Here is a 16,101-nt window from a genome sequence, read left to right on the forward strand (position 1 = left end):
CCTTCATCGGCAGGCCTGGTGACGCATGCCTTCGAATGTCCATCTTGGTTGTCCGTCGAAGTGTGTTTCCAGCAAGGCAATCCTAAGTCGTCCGCTGAAAAAGATATCTTGACGTCAAGATAAATCTACCACGCGTCAGACGCGGTCGAAGACCAGGCCACGCCGCTTGGCGAACCGGTAGAACAGCTCGATTCCCGCCGCTCCCACCGCCCCGACCGCGATCCCCCAGACCAGCTCGGACGACAGCGGCACGTGCATCTGGAAGAACTCGGCCGTGAACGGGATCACGCAGACCAGCACCATCGCGGCGGCCACGGAGCCGAGCAGCGCGAGCCTCGGCCCGCTGAGCGGCCTGGTCAGCACGCACAGGATCCAGAGCGACACGCAGAACAGCGCGATGGTGGTCACGCTCCTCGCCTCCCGCAGCGGGATGCTCCTGTACAGCGGCAGGTACGCCACGATCGCCGTCGCCCCGGCGATCAGCCCGGTCGGGATGGAGTACCTGAGCACGCGGTGCAGCACCCCCGGCGTGTAGATGCGCGCATTCGGCGACAGCGCCAGGAAGAACGACGGGATGCCGATGGCGAGCGTCGAGACGAGCGTCAGCTGGCGAGGGAGGAACGGGAACGGCAGCAGCAGGGCGGCGCTCACCAGCGCGAGCACGATGCCGTAGACCGTCTTCGCCAGGAAGATGTTGGAGACCCGTTCGACGTTCGCGATCACCCTGCGGCCGAAGGCGAGCACATCCGGCAGCCGGTCGAACCTGTTGTCGAGCAGCACCAGCCTGCTCACCGCCTTGGTCGCCGCCGTCGCGCTGCCCATCGCGATCCCGAGGTTCGCGTCCTTGATCGCCATCGCGTCGTTGACGCCGTCGCCCGTCATCGCCACGGTCCTGCCCTGCTCGCGCAGCAGGCCGACGGCCGTGCGCTTCTGCTCCGGGCTCACCCTGCCGAAGATGCTGGCGGTGGTGAGCGCCTCGGCGAGCGCCGCGTCGTCGGCGAGGGTGGACGCATCCACTGCCTCTCCGTCGAGGTGGAGGGTGCGGGCGATCGCGGCGACGGTGACCGGGTTGTCGCCGGACATGATGACGACGCGCACCGCCTGCTCACTGAAGTATGAGAGGGTCTGCCGTGCTTCCGGCCGTACCGTCTCGCTCAGCACGACGAGCAGTGCGGGATGCACGACCCTGCCGTCCAGCGACACGTGCGAGCCGGGTGGCAGCGGCTCTGCGCTGCGCGCCAGGGCGAGCGTGCGCTGGCCGGTGGCCGCGATGGCGTTCGCCTTCGCGAGCTCGTCCTGGTGCGCGGCGAGCACGCGCTCCGGGGCTCCCAGCACCCAGGACGACTCCTCGCCGTCGACGGTCATCACCAGGCCGCTGTACTTGGTGGCCGACGAGAACGGCACCCGCTTCAGCACCCGGAAGCGATCGGAGCGGAACGCGCTCGACAGGATGCCGGATGTGGCGTTGCCCGCGTCGTCGGCGCCGAACGCGGCGAGCGCGATCCTGGCCAGCTCCTCCGGCACGTCCTGGCCGGCGGGTTCCGTCCTGTCGAAGACGAGTTCCCCGGTTGTGAGCGTTCCCGTCTTGTCGAGGCACAGCACATCCACCCTGGCGAGGACCTCCACCGCCGCGAGCTCCTGCACGAGCACCTTGCGGGCGGCGAGCTGGATGGCGGCGACCCCGAAGGCGAGGCTGGTGAGCAGCACGAGGCCTTCCGGGATCATCCCGACCACGGCGGCGACCGCGTCCAGCAGCGCCCGGCGCCAGCGGGCGTCCACGAACAGCTCGCTCCACCCTCCGTATGCGAAGACGCGGCCGACGAGGGTGATCAGGATGACCGGGCCGAGGATCCAGGACAGGTAAACCAGGATGCGGTTGGTCGCGTCGCGCAGTTCGGAGTGCACGAGCGAGTGGCGGCGGATCTCGCTGGTCAGCTTGCTCGCGTACGAGTCGGCCCCCACCGCGGTGACGACCGCGTATCCGGTGCCGGAGGCGACGAGCGATCCGGACAGCAACAGCGCGTCCTCGTCTTTGAAAACGGGGTCTGACTCCCCCGTCAGCATCGACTCGTCGAGCGACAGGCCCGTGCTCTCGACCACGCGGGCGTCGGCGGGGACCTGGTCGCCCGGCCGCAGCACGAGCAGGTCGTCGAGCACGACGCCCTCCACCGGCACGGTGACGACGGCGCCGTCCCTGCGCACCCTGCTCTCCGGCGCGGCGAGCAGTGCTGCACGGTCGAGGACGACCTTGGCCCGCACTTCCTGCACGATGCCGATCAGCGCGTTGACCACGACGACGCCGTAGAAGAAACCGTCGCGCAGGTCGCCGAGCACGATCACCGCCAGGAAGCACACGGTGAGGATGCCGTTGAACAGCGTGAAGATGTTCTCCCGCAGGATGTCGCCGATGGAGCGCGAACTCGGCTGGCGCTGGATGTTGCCGCGACCGTCCCTGTGACGTTCGGCGACCTGTGCGCTGGTCAGCCCCTCCCTGGTTCGCGCATCCAGCATGGCCTACCCCTCTGCTGGCTTCTTCTGCGGAGTCGGGAACTGTCCGCGCACGACGAACCAGGTGATCAGGAGGAGCGGCGCGTAGAGCGGGACCCCCATCAGCAGCTTGGTGAGCGCGAGGGCGCTCGTGGCCGCGTCGGTGTGCGCGAGGTAGAGCGGGACCTGCACGAGCAGCCGCGCGGCGAACAGCAGGAACCAGAAGAAGGTGAGCGCCTGCATCACCCGGAATTTGCTGCGGACGCTGCGCCAGGCGAGCCCGTCGCCCATCAGGTAGCCGGCCGCCAGGCCGATCAGTGGCCAGCGGACGAGCATCGAGATCAGCAGTGCCGCTCCGTATACGGCGTTCGTCCAGATCCCGAGGATGAAGTTGTCCTCTCCCCGCCCGGTGATGAGGGCGAGGATGGCGGAGATGCCGACGCCGAGGAGACCGGCGATGGCCTGGGTCACGGGCGTCTTGCCGATGATGCGGATCGCCGTGAAGATCACCGCGACGGCCACCGAGCATCCGATCGACAGCGGCACGTCCTTGGTGAACGTGAACAGGATCAGGAAGACGAGGCCCGGGATGATCGTCTCGGCCAGGCCGCGGAAGCCGCCGAGCGCACCGAGCAGCGCGACGCCCGTGGGGGTGTCGCTGTCCGCCAGCTGCCCGAGGCCGGACTTCTGCGCCGCGCGGGCGATGGACTCGCCGATGGACGCGGCAGCAGGATTCTCCTGCTCGGACGGGTGCCCGGACGGGCGCTCGTCGTCGTGCTCCCTGCCGGAGCGGTCAGTCACGGTGTCCTGCCTAGAGGGAGGTGTAGCTGTCCGGGCCGGACTCCGGCGCGGTCGGCATCCGGAGCGGGATGAGGTCCCTCGGCGGCATCGGGGAGTTGCCACGGACGACAACGATGCTGCGGAAGAGGTCTTCGACGAGTGCTGCGGCGTCCGGCTTGATGGCCGCATCTCCCGCGATCACGCCGCGGAGGAACCAGCGCGGTCCGTCGACGCCGACGAAGCGTGCGACGCGCGTCTCTCCCGGACCGCCGGCGGGAGCTGCGACCGGGATCTCGGCGACCAGCTCCGGCCCGAACACGCCGTCGCGCTCGGAGGTGCGGCCGCCCTGGCGGTTCACCTGCTCTGTGATCTGCTCGCGGATCTCGTGCCACAGGCCGCTCGACCGCGGCGCGGCGAACGGCTGCACCTGCAGCGTGGAGTTGGCGTAGTCCAGTCCGACGGCGACGACGCGCTGGGTCTCCTCCTCGACCTCGAGGCGGAGGTGCAGGCCTTCGCGCGGGAGGATCTTGACCCCGCCGAGGTCGACGTACGGACGCACGGGGTTGGCTTCGCTCTCGTCGAGCGGGCCCTCCGTCGCGCGATCCTCCGGCGCCGACTTCTCCCAGCTGTCGCCGGTGGTGTCGTTGGTGTCGCTCAAGCGTGTTCTCCTGACTGGGTGGTTCTGTAGCCGGACGACCCGAAACCCGCTGTTCCGCGGTGGCTCTCCGGCAGCCGGTCGACGGGCTGGAAGACGGCCCTGGTGACCGGCATGACGATCAGCTGGGCGATCCTGTCGCCGACGGCGATATCGTACGGCATCGAACTGTCGGTGTTCAGTACGGTCACCCGGATTTCGCCGCGGTATCCGGCGTCCACGGTGCCCGGCGCGTTCACGATGGTGATGCCGTGCTTCGCCGCGAGGCCGCTGCGCGGGACCACGAACGCTGCGAACCCCTCCGGGAGGGCGATGGAGACGCCCGTCGGCACCGTGTGCCGCTGTCCGGGCGCGAGCGTGACGGCCTCCGCCGCGCACAGATCGGCGCCGGCGTCGCCGGGGTGGGCGTAGACAGGGAGGGTGTTCGCGATGATCGGAACGTCAACGGTATCGGTCACGTGTCGAGGGTAGTGCAGAAGTCTGATCGAATAGGAGCATGGACCTGTACCGTGAGCGCCTCTGGCCCGCCCCGTGGCTCTACATCTCGACCGCCCTCGTGATTCCCGCGACCATCCTCGTGTTCGCGCCGATCAACATGATCGTGGGCATCGTCCTGGCGATCGTGTTCTACCTGGCGATCGTCGGGATGATCATGGCCTCCGCCGCGCCCGTCAGGGTCACCAGCACCGAGCTGATCGCCGGGCGTGCCAGCATCCCACTCGAATTCGTCGGGGAGCCGACGGCGTACACCGGGGAGGACGCGTCGCTGCAGCGCGGCCGCCTGCTGGATGCGCGCGCCTGGATGCTCATCCGCGGCTGGGTGAAGCCCGTGGTCAAGATCCCGGTGCTCGACGCCAACGACCCCGCGCCGTACTGGCTGATCTCAACAAGAAACCCGGACCAGCTGGTCCGGGTTCTCGGTGAGGCTCGACTCGCGTCGTGAGCGATCGCTGCTAGGCGGCGCACTCCACGCAGATCGGTCCGAGCTTCGTCTCGTGATCGATCTGCGAACGGTGCTTCACCAGGAAGCAGTTCACGCAGGTGAACTCGTCCGCCTGCGGCGGGAGCACCACGACGTCCAGGTCGAGGTCCGACAGGTCGGCTCCGGGAAGCTCGTAACCACCAGGGTTGTCCGCGTCCTCGACGTCGACAACTCCGGACATCTTGTCCGGGACTCGCTCCTTGAGGGCCTCGATCGACTCGGAGTCGTCTTCGGTCTTTCGCGGTGCGTCGTAATCCGTTGCCATGCCCATCCACTTCTCGTACTTAACGGCCGATTCTTCGCAATCGGCGGCCATAGTTTGCATCATCGGGGTGCGAATAGCAAACCACTCGGGTGCCTCTCGGCTATTGCTCGGTTTTCAACTTCCGGCACGCCACGGTTATTCCCCGGAATCAGGCACTTCCCGTGGCATCCTGGGCCGGTACGTACGCAGCTGGGAAGGCATCCACCATGCAGGATTTAAAGGTCATCGGGGTCGAGAACGGCGCTCTGCTCGCCGTCGGTGACGACGGTGAGCGGTTCCGCATCGCCGTCGACGATGTGCTGCAGTCGAAGATCCGCCAGGTCAGGCAGGAGACGTCGGCCACGGCGCCCAAACTGTCGCCGCGCGAGGTCCAGGCCCACATCCGCTCCGGCATGTCCGCCGAGGACGTCGCGAGCGTCACCGGTGCGCCACTCGACTACGTGCAGCGCTTCGAGGGACCGATCGTCGCCGAGCGCGAGCACATCGTCGCGAGCGCGCTGAGCGTTCCGGTCGTCACCACGGCGGACGTCGATCCGCTCGGCGAGGGCAACACGTTCGGCTCCGTCATCCGCGACAGGCTCGCCTCCCTCGGCGTCGCCGGCGAGCGCTGGGCGAGCTGGAAGGACAGCGAGGCCGGCTGGATCGTCAAGCTGGAGTTCACGGCCGACCAGATCGACCACGACGCCCGCTGGGGCTACGACGCCCGCAAGCACTCGCTCTCGCCGCTCAACTCGGAGGCGACAACGCTCTCCCAGGCGGGCGAGCTGAAGGGCGGCACCCTCATCCCGAGGCTGCGGGCCGTGATGCCGCACGAGGGAGAGCCGGACGAGTCGCGCTTCGACAGCGGAGCATTCACGTTCCCGGAGGCCCCCGACCTGCTCGGCCCGGAGATCACGCAGCCGCTCGAACCGCTGACCTACAACCGTGCCCCGAACGGCGCGAACAACTCGATCGCCGTCTCCGCCATCAAGCGCGCGGACGACGAGACGCCGCGCGACCTGCACCAGACCGCCGACCTGCTGGAAGCCCTGCGCCGTCGCCGCGGTGAGCGCGAGGCCGCCGTGTACGACGAGCCGGTGGATGTGCTCCGCGACGTCCCGGAGGCGGGCGACGCTCCGTTCCGGGTGGTCGACGAGCCGATCGCGATCTTCGACACGCCCGTCGAGCAGGCACCGCCCGCGCCGGAGCAGTCTGCGCCGTCCGCGCCGTCGTCGCAGTCGTCGTCCGCGTCAGACCCGTCCGGATCGTCCGCGTCATCCGCCTCGGCCCGTGCGGGCAAGAAGGGCCGCGCATCCATGCCGAGCTGGGACGAGATCGTGTTCGGTGCCCGCACCGACGACGACCTCGCCTAGTCGCCGTGACCGCCCGGAGCATCCGCTTCGTGGCGGTCGTCTAGGATAATCGGATGCCATCCGCCGACGCCTCCCTGCGCTCCATCGGAGTCGGCCTCCGCGGCCACGACAACGCCCTGGGCTTCATCCGCCTGGTGCTGGCGTTCGTCGTCCTGGTCGACCACAGCTTCCCGCTCGGCGGCTTCGACGAGGGCTTCTCCCGCTACACCGGGGAGCAGGCGAATCTGGGCGCGCTCGCTGTCGGCGGCTTCTTCGCCATCAGCGGCTATCTCATCGCCAAGAGCGGCCTGTCGACCGACCTGCTGCAGTTCCTCTGGCGCAGGGCGCTGCGCATCTTCCCCGGCTTCCTCGTTGTGCTGCTGGTCGCCGCGTTCGCCGTCGGCCCGGTGATCTGGATGCTGGACGGGCACACCTTCCTGTCCTACTTCGCGCTCGCGCCCGGCAGCCCGTGGCACTACCTGGCGTCGAACTGGACGCTGGCGATCGGGTCGTACGGCATCCGGGACATCTTCGCCACGACCACGCCGTACGGACTGCTCACCGGCGCCAGCGTCTTCAACGGCTCGCTCTGGTCGCTGACCTACGAGTGGACCTGCTACCTCGTCATCGCCGTTCTGCTGGTCACGGCCGTGCTGCGCAAGGCGAGGCTCGTCGTCGCCGTCATCGTCGTCGCGCTGTTCGTGGCCCAGATCCTGCAGATCCTCCAGCCGCACGCCGTCGAGTCCGTCTTCCCCCTGCTGACCAGCGAGCTCATGCTGCGCCTCAGCTACCCCTTCATGGTCGGCGCCCTGATCGCGGTGTATTCGCGTTCCGTCCCCCTCGACCACCGCCTCGGCGTGATCAGCGGGATCGTCTACTTCGCGACCCTGTTCACCGGCGGATACGCCGTCTTCGGCGTCCCGGCCGGCGTCTACTTCGTGCTCTGGCTGGGCGCGGTGCTCCCCGCTCCCCTCCGCAGAGTCGGCCGCACCAACGACTACTCGTACGGCGTCTACATCTATGGCTTCCTGGTGCAGCAGACGCTCGCGTACTTCGGTCTGTACAAGCTCGGCTTCTTCCCGTATCTGCTCGGGGCGACCATCGTCACGGCGGCGTGCGCCTGGCTGTCCTGGCACGTCGTCGAGAAGCGGGCGATGATGCTCAAGGACTGGGGCCCCGGCCGCGGCATCGCGCACTGGTATCAGTGGGCGCGCACCGTGCTGCGCATCCGGCCGCGCCATCTGCCGCCCGCTCCGGAAGACCCGAACGAGGCGAGCACGGACGAGGCGAGCGCGGAAGCTTCTAGCCCGCAGCCCCGAAGCGGAGAAGAGGAACCCGCGTCTCGTCGTCGGTGAGCGAGCCGTGCTGGCCGATCATGCCGCGTCCGGTGTCGAGGCGGTCGCGCGAGTCGTAGTACGCGACCCGTTTGCGTGCACCCACGAGCACGTCGCCGATCCGCTGTGCGACCTCCGGATGCACGGTCGGCCCGAACCAGCCGGCGTCGATCGCCTCCTGCCTGGTGGCGATCCACGCCCTGTCGCCCTCGGCGGAGCGCCACCGCTCTGCGACGGTTTCCGCGTCGTCCGCACGGTCGAGGTGCAGGTGCAGGAAGCGCGGCTCCCCCGCGATCAGGCGCACACCGTCGACCAGCTCCGGGGCGGTGTCGAAAAGGACGTGGCCGCTGACCGGAACGTCGACCACACCGTGGTCGGCCGTCAGCAGCACGGCCTGCCGGGGGCCGAGGTGTCGGGCCAGTGAGGCGACAAGCGCATCTAGGGTCTCCAGGGCGGACGTCCACTCCGGCGACTCCCAGCCCTTCGCGTGGGCGAGCTGGTCGAGTTCGGCGACGTAGAGGTAGGTGAGGCCGGGGCCGGGCGTCTGCAGGATCTGCTCCGCCGCGCCGAACCGGTCGGCCATCGTGCGGCCGCCGACGAATTCCGCCCCGCGCAGCACGGCGGCGGTGAAGCCGGAGTCACTGTATTTCGGCAGCCCGATCGCGCGGGTGGCGACCCCCGCATCCCGAGCCTGCTCGAAGACCGTGCGCGACCGCTGCCAGGTGGCGGGGTCGAGGCGGTCGTCCCAGCCGGAGAGCTGGTTGACGATCCTGTCGTTGGCGGCGTCGAGCACGCGGTAGCCCACCAGGCCGTGCTCGCCGGGCATCGTGCCGGTGGCGAGGGTGGCCAGCGCGGAGGCCGTCGTGGTCGGGAAGCCCGCGTCGATGGTCGTCGTCTTGCCGAGCAGCGGGGCGAGGGTGCGGGCGTGGCCCGAGCGGGCGCGCAGCGACGATGCGCCGAGGCCGTCGACCACCACGACCACCACGTGGTCGAGTGGCGGGAGGCCGAGGGCGTTCTGCCCGCCGCCCAGCGCCGCCAGGGAACTTGGCAGAACAGCGGCAAGGCTCGCTCGTGTGGTGAACGCGGCCGGTAGCATGGGGGGCATCCGGCCCAGTTTGTCACACCCGTGACCACCTCGCCGCCCCTCTCTCCCCTCCCGAGATTGCACGAATGACACCAGCAGACGACCAGGCCGCAGCGGGCACCACCGAACGCATCGAAGACGTCGACGTCACGACCGAGATGCAGGGCTCCTTCCTCGAGTACGCGTACTCCGTCATCTACTCGCGTGCGCTCCCGGATGCGCGCGACGGCCTGAAGCCCGTGCAGCGGCGCATCCTGTACCAGATGACTGAAATGGGCCTTCGGCCGGACCGCGGTCACGTCAAGTCCGCCCGCGTCACCGGCGAGGTGATGGGAAAGCTGCACCCGCACGGCGACAGCGCCATCTACGACGCCCTCGTGCGCATGGCCCAGGACTTCACCCTGCGCGTTCCGCTGATCGACGGCCACGGCAACTTCGGCTCGCTCGACGACGGACCGGCCGCCCCGCGCTACACCGAGGCGCGCCTCGCGGCGGCGGCGCTCGCCCTCACGGAGGACCTCGACGAGGACGTCGTCGACTTCGTCCCCAATTATGACAACCAGCTGATGCAGCCGGATGTGCTCCCCGCCGCGTTCCCGAACCTCCTGGTCAACGGTGCGAGCGGCATCGCGGTCGGCATGGCGACCAACATGGCTCCGCACAACCTCATCGAGGTGGTCGGCGCCGCGCGTCACCTGCTCGCGCATCCGGATGCCACGCTCGACGACCTGATGGAATACGTGCCGGGCCCCGACCTCCCCACCGGAGGCACGATCGTCGGCCTGTCCGGCGTCCGGGACGCGTATGCGACCGGCCGCGGCAGCTTCAAGACCCGCGCCAAGGTCACCGTGGAGTCGATCACCGCGCGCAAGAGCGGGCTGGTCGTCACCGAGCTGCCCTACCTCGTCGGCCCCGAGAAGGTCATCGAGAAGATCAAGGACGGCATCAACGCGAAGAAGCTCTCCGGCATCTCCGACGTCACCGACCTGAGCGACCGCCAGCACGGCCTGCGGCTCGTCATCGGCATCAAGACCGGGTTCAGCCCGGAGGCGGTGTTGGAGCAGCTGTACCGGCACACCCCGCTCGAAGACGGCTTCTCGATCAACAACGTCGCGCTCGTGGAGGGCGGCCCGCAGACCCTCGGCCTGCATGAGCTGCTGTCCGTGTATCTCGGGCACCGCATCCAGGTGGTCACCCGGCGCTCCCAGTTCCGGCTCGCCCGGCGCAAGGAACGCCTGCACCTGGTGGAGGGCCTGCTGATCGCGATCCTCGACATCGACGAGGTCATCCAGGTCATCCGCGCCAGCGACGACACCGAGCAGGCCCGCACCCGGCTGATGGATGTGTTCGACCTGAGCACCCTGCAGGCCGACTACATCCTCGAGCTGCGCCTGCGCCGCCTCACGAAGTTCTCCCGCATCGAACTGGAGACCGAGAAGGCCCAGCTCGAAGCGGAGATCGCCGAGCTCGAAGAACTGCTCGCCAGCCGGGACCGCATCAACGCGCTCGTCTCCGACGAGCTGGAGCAGGTCGCCGCGAAGTTCGGCACCCCGCGCCGCACCCTGCTCACCGAGGCGCGCCCGTCCATCGCGACGGCGTCCGCGCGCGGCAAGCAGCAGGTGGTGCTCGAAGTGGCGGATGTGCCCTGCCGGGTGCTGCTGTCCACCACCGGCCGCATCCTGCGCGTCGACCAGCAACCGGGCGACGACGGCGGCCTCGACCGCATCGCTGCTCCGGCGAGGCGCAGCAAGCACGACGCGATCCTGTCGCAGCTGGACACCACGACGCGCACCGAGATCGGCGCCGTCACCAACCGCGGGCGCCTCATCCGGTTCTCCCCCGTCGACCTGCCCGCCGCACCTGTCAACTCGATCCAGCTCGGCGCCGGCGTGAAGGTCGGCGACTACCTGGCGATGGCCGACCGCAAGGAGAAGGTGCTCGCGATCGTGTCGCTCGACGCGCCGAGGGCCATCGCGCTCGGCACCAAGCAGGGCGTCGTCAAGCGGGTCTCCCCCGGCGACTGGGCCAACAAGCCGGAGTTCGAGATCATCGCGCTGAAGGCGGGCGACGAGGTCGTCGGAGCCGTGCAGGGCGACGACACCGACGAACTGGTGTTCGTGGCCAGCGACACCCAGCTGCTGCGCTTCCCCGCCACCGCCGTGCGCCCGCAGGGTCGTTCGGCGGGCGGCATGGCCGGCATCAACCTCAGCGCGGATGCGCGGGTCGTCTACTTCGGCAGCGTGCCGGCCGACGAGAAGGACGAGACCGTCGTCGTCACCATCGCGGCCGGAGGGGACACCCTCCTCGGCGCAGACCCCGGCAGCGGCAAGATGAGCGAGTTCGCCGAGTTCCCGGCCAAGGGCCGTGCAACCGGCGGCGTGCGCTCCCAGCGCTTCCTCAAGGGAGAGACGGAACTGCAGCTCGCCTGGGTCGGCCGCGCGCCCGCCCTCGCGGTCGCCGCCGACGGCGCTGCACGCGCCCTCCCGGACACGCTCGTCCGCCGCGACGCCTCCGGCACCCCGCTCGACATGGTCGTCGCCTCCGTCGGCCGCCGCCTCGCCTAACTCCACCCCACGCCCCAAACAATCGAGCCGGGACTTATGCACGCGACACGCCGTGTCTAGGCGTGCATAAGTCCCGGCTCGATGGCTTCGCTAGGCGTCGATTCGGGAGCGGGAGAGGTCGTCGGCCCCGGCGATGATGAACTCCTTGCGCGGGGCGACGTCGTTGCCCATCAGCAGCTCGAAGACACGGGAGGCCTGCTCGGCGTCCGGGACGCGCACGCGCCGCAGGGTGCGGTGGTGGCGGTCCATCGTGGTGGTCGCCAGCTGGTCCGCATCCATCTCGCCGAGCCCCTTGTAGCGCTGGATCGGCTCCTGGTAGCGCTTGTTGCGCTTCTTCAGGTCGGCGAGCACCGCCTGCAGCTCCGCCTCCGAGTACGTGTAGATCGTCTCGTTCGGCTTGGAGCCCGGGTTTACGACGATCACACGGTGCAGCGGGGGCACGGCCGCGAACACGCGACCCTCCTCGATCATCGGCCGCATGTAACGGAAGAACAGCGTCAGCAGCAGCGTCCGGATGTGCGCACCGTCCACATCCGCGTCGGACATGATGATGACCTTGCCGTATCGCGCCGTCGCCAGGTCGAAGCTGCGGCCGGAACCGGCCCCGATCACCTGGATGATCGCCGCGCACTCCGCGTTGGAGAGCATGTCGGACACCGAGGCCTTCTGCACATTGAGGATCTTGCCGCGGATCGGCAGCAGCGCCTGGTACTCGCTGTCGCGCGCACGCCGCGCGGTGCCGAGCGCCGAGTCGCCCTCGACGATGAACAGCTCGCTGTTGGCCACATCGCTCGACCGGCAGTCCACCAGCTTCGCCGGCAGGGACGAGGTCTCCAGCGCGTTCTTGCGGCGCTGCGTCTCCTTGTGGGCGCGCGCGGAAATCCTGGACTTCATCTCGGCGACGACCTTGTCGAGCAGCAGGGCCGACTGCGCCTTGTCGTCGCGCTTGGTCGACGAGAACCGCTCGGCCATCGCCTTCTGCACCACCTGGGCCACGATCGCGCGCACGGCGGGCGTCCCGAGGATCTCCTTGGTCTGGCCCTCGAACTGCGGTTCCGGCAGGCGCACGGTGAGGACGGCGGTGAGGCCGGCCATCACGTCGTCCTTGTCCAGCTTGTCGTTGCCGACCTTCAGCCTGCGCGCGTTCTGCTCCACCTGTGCGCGGAGGAACTTGAGCATCCCCTGGTCGAAGCCGGTCTGGTGGCTTCCGCCCTTCGGCGTGGCGATGATGTTGACGAAGCTGCGCATCACCGTCTCGTATCCGGTGCCCCAGCGCAGGGCGATGTCGACCTCGCACTCGCGGGTGAGCTCGGTCGGGAGCATCGCGCCGCTGTCGGAGAGCACGGGGACGGTCTCGGTGAACGTGCCGCTGCCGGTGAGCCGCCAGGTCTCGGTGATCGGGCTGTCCGGCGCGAGGAAGTCGACGAACTCGGAGATGCCGCCCTGGTACTCGAAGGTGGTCTTCTCTCCGTCGTCGCTGCGCTTGTCGTCGATGCTGATGCTGAGGCCGGGCACCAGGAACGCGGTCTGCCGCGCGCGCCCCACCAGGTCGTCGGCCTGGAAGTCCGCACCCTTCGTGAAGATCTGCCTGTCCGCCCAGTACCGGATGCGCGTGCCGGTCGCGCCCTTGGCCGCCTTGCCGACCACGCGCAGTTCGCTATTCTTCACGAACGGCGTGAACGGCGCGTCCGGGCTCGGCTCGTTCTTCCCGTCGTCGAAGATGCCGGGCTCTCCCCGGTGGAACGACATGGCCCAGGTCTTGCCGTCGCGGTCGACCTCGACGTCGAGCCGCTCGGAGAGCGCGTTGACGACGGAGGCACCGACGCCGTGCAGGCCACCGGATGCCGCGTACGATCCGCTGCCGAACTTGCCGCCGGCGTGCAGCTTGGTGAAGACGACCTCGACGCCGGACAGGCCGGTCTTCGGCTCGATGTCGACGGGGATGCCGCGGGCCTTGTCTCGCACCTCGACGCTCTCGTCGGCGTGCAGGACGACCTCGATGGTCGACCCGTGCCCGGCGAGCGCCTCGTCGACGGAGTTGTCGATGATCTCCCACAGGCAGTGCATGAGACCGCGGGAGTCCGTCGATCCGATGTACATGCCGGGGCGCTTCCGCACCGCCTCCAGCCCCTCCAGGACGGAGAGATGTCTGGCCGAATAGTCCGAGCTCGCCACGAGCGCTCCTTGCGATTCCGATGCGCCGGATGGATGCCGACGTCACACACTCTCCAGCCTACGGAGTGCCGGCTGTGCGCCCCGTCACCGACACCCGCCTGAGTGTGTGCTACGCGTTCAGCGAAATAGCGGGCGAATCGGGCAGTGTTCCGTCCGGAACGTGGTTCTATATAAGTACCGAGTTCACGGTTGCGATCTGAAAGGAGCATCACATGTCGACGATCACCACGGAGAACGGTGCGGTTGACGAGCTCGCATCGGGGCCGCAACTGACGGCGGCCGACCGTTGCGACAGCTGCGGAGCCCAGGCATACATCCGCGTTGTCGTGAACAACGGCGAGCTCCTGTTCTGCGCTCACCACGGCAAGAAGCACCAGGAGAAGCTCTCGCAGATCGCGCACAGCTGGCACGACGAGACGGCACGTCTCTTCGAAGAGCAGCGCGCGTAACGAGTTCGCGGCACTGCAGCGAGTCACCCAGACATGAGTGGACGGCCGAGGGGCGTGCGTAGGCGCGCCGTCATCGACCTGAACGCCATCCTGGCGAACGCTGCGGCGACCGGGCCGCTCACCGACCTCACCGCCGATCTCCGCGCTGACGCGTACGGACACGGGCTCATCCCCGTGGCACGTGCGCTGTCGGATGCGGGGGTCGGCGGTTTTCTCGTCTCCCGGGTCGAAGACCAGGCCGCTCTGGCGGATGCCGGAGTCTCCGGCGCGCGCGTCGCCGATCCGGATGCCGCTGTCAACCCGCACGTCGCCGGGCCCGAGCTCTTCGGGCTGGCAAGCGGCGGGCGTCCGGCCATGCGGCTCTCCGGCGAGGTCATCGCCGTCAAGCGCGTGCACGCCGACAGCGGCGTCTCCTACGGCTACACCTACCGCACGCGGCAGGACACCACGCTGGCGCTGGTCGCGCTCGGCTTCGCCGACGGCATCCCGCGCGTCGTCTCGAACAAGGCGCCCGTCCGCATCGGAGACTTCGTGGGCCGTGTGACAGGCCGCATCGCGATGGACCAGTTCGTCGTCGACCTCCACGACTTCACCGCCGAGCCCGGAGACGACGCGGTGCTGTTCGGGGACCCGGCCCAGGGCGAACCGTCCGTGGGCGAATTGGCGGACCTCATCGGCATCGCCGCCGCCGTCATCACCTCGCGGCTCGGCCGCCGCATCGAGAGGGTCTACGAATGACCATTGTCGACGCCATCGCCGAGCCGCTGCCGCGCGCGGTCATCGACCTCGCGGCGCTCCGCCACAACGTCTCGCACCTCGCCTCCCTCATCGCACCCTCCGAGCTGATGCTGGCGGTCAAGGCGGACGCGTACGGCCACGGCCTGCTCCCTGTCGCGGAGGCCGGCATCGACGCCGGCGCAGCGTCGCTGGCCGTCCTCGAGATCCCGGTGGGCCTGGTGCTGCGGCAGGCGGGCATCACCGTCCCCCTGCTCGCCTGGCTGCACGGTGCGGACACCGACTGGCGCGCCGGCATCGAAGCCGACATCGAGCTCGGGATCTCGGCACGCTGGCAGCTCGACGCGATCGCCGCCTCCGGTGCCGACCGTCCCGCCGTCGTGCACCTCAAGGTCGACACCGGCCTCAGCCGCAACGGCGCCACCCGCGAAGACTGGCCGGGACTGGTGGATGCGGCCGTCGCGCTGCAGAAGCAGGGCATCGTGCGCATCCGGGCGGCGTGGTCGCACCTCGCAGACGCCTCCATCGCCGACGACGAGGCGGCGCTCGCCCAGTTCCGGGAGGCGGTCGTCGTCGCCGAGGAGCACGGGGCCACGTTCGAGATCCTGCACCTCGCCGCGAGCTCGGCGGGCATCCGGATGCCCGAGGCGCGGTTCGACCTCGTCCGGTTCGGGATCGCCGCATACGGCGTCTCCCCCTTCGACGACAGCACGGGCGCCGACCTGGGCCTCATCCCGGCGATGCGCCTCGAAGCGCCGGTCACCCGCATCCACGTCGGCGGCACCACGCACGCGCGCCTCGGCATCGGCTATGCGGACGGCGTGCCGACCCTCGGCATCGCGAAGGCGCACGTCTCCATCGGCGGACTGCCCTGCCCGGTGCTCGCGGTCGACGCGGACTCGATGCTCGTCGACGTCGGCGCGAACCGCGTGGAGGTCGGCGACACGGCGATCCTGTTCGGTCCTGGCGTCAACGGCGAGGTCATCGCCGAGAAGTGGGCGGACTGGGCGGAGACGATCGCCGACGAGATGCTCACGGGCGTCGCGCAGCGCGTCCCCCGCGTCTACGTCGGCTGACCGCGCCACGCACCCCCACCGCCGCACATCTTTCCCTGCGCTGGCCCGCTCCGTTCAAGCGGAGATTCCAGCCGGACCGCCCCCTATCTCCGCTGCACAGGATGCACCCGCGGCGTGTCGGCTCAGACTTCCTCCTTTACGCAACACCGGAGAATCCGCGCGACACGCCGTCTGCGACTCCGTT

The 16,101-nt window shown here is 69.2% G+C and carries 14 protein-coding genes; 7 read left to right on the forward strand and 7 right to left on the reverse strand.

Features of this window, described 5'->3' with window-relative positions; translation table 11 throughout:
• Nucleotides 1-135: 135 nt before the first annotated feature.
• From B7438_RS02720 to dut, 4 genes are read right to left on the reverse strand one after another with little or no spacing between them, the layout of a single operon-like run.
• Nucleotides 136-2,511, reverse strand: coding sequence for an HAD-IC family P-type ATPase (locus tag B7438_RS02720; protein WP_085367813.1), 2,376 nt, complete (start codon nucleotides 2,509-2,511; stop codon nucleotides 136-138).
• A 3-nt stretch (nucleotides 2,512-2,514) separates the two neighbouring features.
• Entirely contained in the window at nucleotides 2,515-3,288 is a 774-nt protein-coding gene (locus B7438_RS02725; protein WP_085367816.1) for a DUF3159 domain-containing protein, read from the reverse strand.
• A 10-nt stretch (nucleotides 3,289-3,298) separates the two neighbouring features.
• A complete protein-coding gene (locus tag B7438_RS02730; protein WP_085367818.1) occupies nucleotides 3,299-3,925 on the reverse strand; it encodes a DUF3710 domain-containing protein in 627 nt (208 codons plus the stop codon).
• Nucleotides 3,922-4,380: a dUTP diphosphatase gene (gene dut / locus B7438_RS02735; RefSeq protein WP_085367819.1), complete on the reverse strand. Its 459-nt coding sequence runs from the start codon at nucleotides 4,378-4,380 to the stop codon at nucleotides 3,922-3,924. Before dut ends, B7438_RS02730 begins: the two co-directional genes overlap by 4 nt.
• A gap of 38 nt (nucleotides 4,381-4,418) precedes the next feature.
• Between dut and B7438_RS02740 the strand changes: the two genes are divergently transcribed.
• Nucleotides 4,419-4,865: a DUF3093 domain-containing protein gene (locus B7438_RS02740; protein ID WP_085367821.1), complete on the forward strand. Its 447-nt coding sequence runs from the start codon at nucleotides 4,419-4,421 to the stop codon at nucleotides 4,863-4,865.
• A 10-nt stretch (nucleotides 4,866-4,875) separates the two neighbouring features.
• On the opposite strand, the gene B7438_RS02745 is transcribed toward B7438_RS02740, so the two are convergent.
• Nucleotides 4,876-5,169 (reverse strand): DUF4193 domain-containing protein, encoded by a 294-nt coding sequence (locus tag B7438_RS02745; RefSeq protein ID WP_026307201.1) that lies wholly within the window; start codon nucleotides 5,167-5,169, stop codon nucleotides 4,876-4,878.
• A 206-nt stretch (nucleotides 5,170-5,375) separates the two neighbouring features.
• Here B7438_RS02745 and sepH point away from each other — a divergent pair, with 206 nt between their 5' ends.
• Together sepH and B7438_RS02755 are read left to right on the forward strand one after the other, a co-directional pair.
• Nucleotides 5,376-6,521, forward strand: a complete 1,146-nt coding sequence (sepH, locus tag B7438_RS02750) for a septation protein SepH (protein WP_085367823.1) — start codon at nucleotides 5,376-5,378, stop codon at nucleotides 6,519-6,521.
• A 53-nt stretch (nucleotides 6,522-6,574) separates the two neighbouring features.
• Nucleotides 6,575-7,855 carry an acyltransferase gene (locus B7438_RS02755; protein ID WP_085367826.1) on the forward strand — a complete coding sequence of 427 codons (1,281 nt, stop codon included), beginning with the start codon at nucleotides 6,575-6,577 and terminating at the stop codon, nucleotides 7,853-7,855.
• On the opposite strand, the gene B7438_RS02760 is transcribed toward B7438_RS02755, so the two are convergent.
• Nucleotides 7,803-8,939, reverse strand: coding sequence for an alkaline phosphatase family protein (locus B7438_RS02760; RefSeq protein ID WP_256921839.1), 1,137 nt, complete (start codon nucleotides 8,937-8,939; stop codon nucleotides 7,803-7,805). The two genes, B7438_RS02755 and B7438_RS02760, sit on opposite strands and share 53 nt — an antisense overlap.
• A gap of 65 nt (nucleotides 8,940-9,004) precedes the next feature.
• Here B7438_RS02760 and B7438_RS02765 point away from each other — a divergent pair, with 65 nt between their 5' ends.
• Nucleotides 9,005-11,482, forward strand: coding sequence for a DNA topoisomerase (ATP-hydrolyzing) subunit A (locus B7438_RS02765; protein ID WP_085367830.1), 2,478 nt, complete (start codon nucleotides 9,005-9,007; stop codon nucleotides 11,480-11,482).
• 90 nt (nucleotides 11,483-11,572) lie between these two features.
• Here the strand turns inward: B7438_RS02765 and B7438_RS02770 are convergent, their stop codons facing one another.
• Nucleotides 11,573-13,657 (reverse strand): type IIA DNA topoisomerase subunit B, encoded by a 2,085-nt coding sequence (locus tag B7438_RS02770; protein ID WP_085367832.1) that lies wholly within the window; start codon nucleotides 13,655-13,657, stop codon nucleotides 11,573-11,575.
• Nucleotides 13,658-13,869: 212 nt separating this feature from the next.
• Between B7438_RS02770 and B7438_RS02775 the strand changes: the two genes are divergently transcribed.
• Genes B7438_RS02775 through alr form a run of 3 tightly spaced genes read left to right on the forward strand, consistent with a single transcriptional unit; the run spans nucleotide 13,870 to nucleotide 15,917 of the window.
• Nucleotides 13,870-14,106, forward strand: coding sequence for a hypothetical protein (locus B7438_RS02775; RefSeq protein ID WP_055896232.1), 237 nt, complete (start codon nucleotides 13,870-13,872; stop codon nucleotides 14,104-14,106).
• Between the two features lie 54 nt (nucleotides 14,107-14,160).
• Nucleotides 14,161-14,844 carry an alanine racemase C-terminal domain-containing protein gene (locus B7438_RS20950; RefSeq protein ID WP_085367835.1) on the forward strand — a complete coding sequence of 228 codons (684 nt, stop codon included), beginning with the start codon at nucleotides 14,161-14,163 and terminating at the stop codon, nucleotides 14,842-14,844.
• Nucleotides 14,841-15,917, forward strand: a complete 1,077-nt coding sequence (gene alr, locus B7438_RS02785) for an alanine racemase (protein WP_085367837.1) — start codon at nucleotides 14,841-14,843, stop codon at nucleotides 15,915-15,917. Before B7438_RS20950 ends, alr begins: the two co-directional genes overlap by 4 nt.
• The last annotated feature ends 184 nt before the right edge of the window (nucleotides 15,918-16,101 follow it).

Source organism: Leifsonia sp. NCR5 (genome assembly GCF_002105485.1).
In the GTDB taxonomy this organism is placed as follows: Bacteria; Actinomycetota; Actinomycetes; order Actinomycetales; family Microbacteriaceae; genus Leifsonia.

Bases quoted from the DNA above. Each gene is read 5' to 3' on its own strand.
- B7438_RS02760 (WP_256921839.1), bottom strand. From the start codon at position 8,939: ATGCCCCCCATGCTACCGGCCGCGTTCACCACACGAGCGAGCCTTGCC.
- alr (WP_085367837.1), top strand. From the start codon at position 14,841: ATGACCATTGTCGACGCCATCGCCGAGCCGCTGCCGCGCGCGGTCATC.
- B7438_RS02775 (WP_055896232.1), top strand. From the start codon at position 13,870: ATGTCGACGATCACCACGGAGAACGGTGCGGTTGACGAGCTCGCATCG.
- B7438_RS02745 (WP_026307201.1), bottom strand. From the start codon at position 5,169: ATGGCAACGGATTACGACGCACCGCGAAAGACCGAAGACGACTCCGAG.
- sepH (WP_085367823.1), top strand. From the start codon at position 5,376: ATGCAGGATTTAAAGGTCATCGGGGTCGAGAACGGCGCTCTGCTCGCC.
- B7438_RS02740 (WP_085367821.1), top strand. From the start codon at position 4,419: ATGGACCTGTACCGTGAGCGCCTCTGGCCCGCCCCGTGGCTCTACATC.
- B7438_RS02755 (WP_085367826.1), top strand. From the start codon at position 6,575: ATGCCATCCGCCGACGCCTCCCTGCGCTCCATCGGAGTCGGCCTCCGC.
- B7438_RS02765 (WP_085367830.1), top strand. From the start codon at position 9,005: ATGACACCAGCAGACGACCAGGCCGCAGCGGGCACCACCGAACGCATC.
- B7438_RS02720 (WP_085367813.1), bottom strand. From the start codon at position 2,511: ATGCTGGATGCGCGAACCAGGGAGGGGCTGACCAGCGCACAGGTCGCC.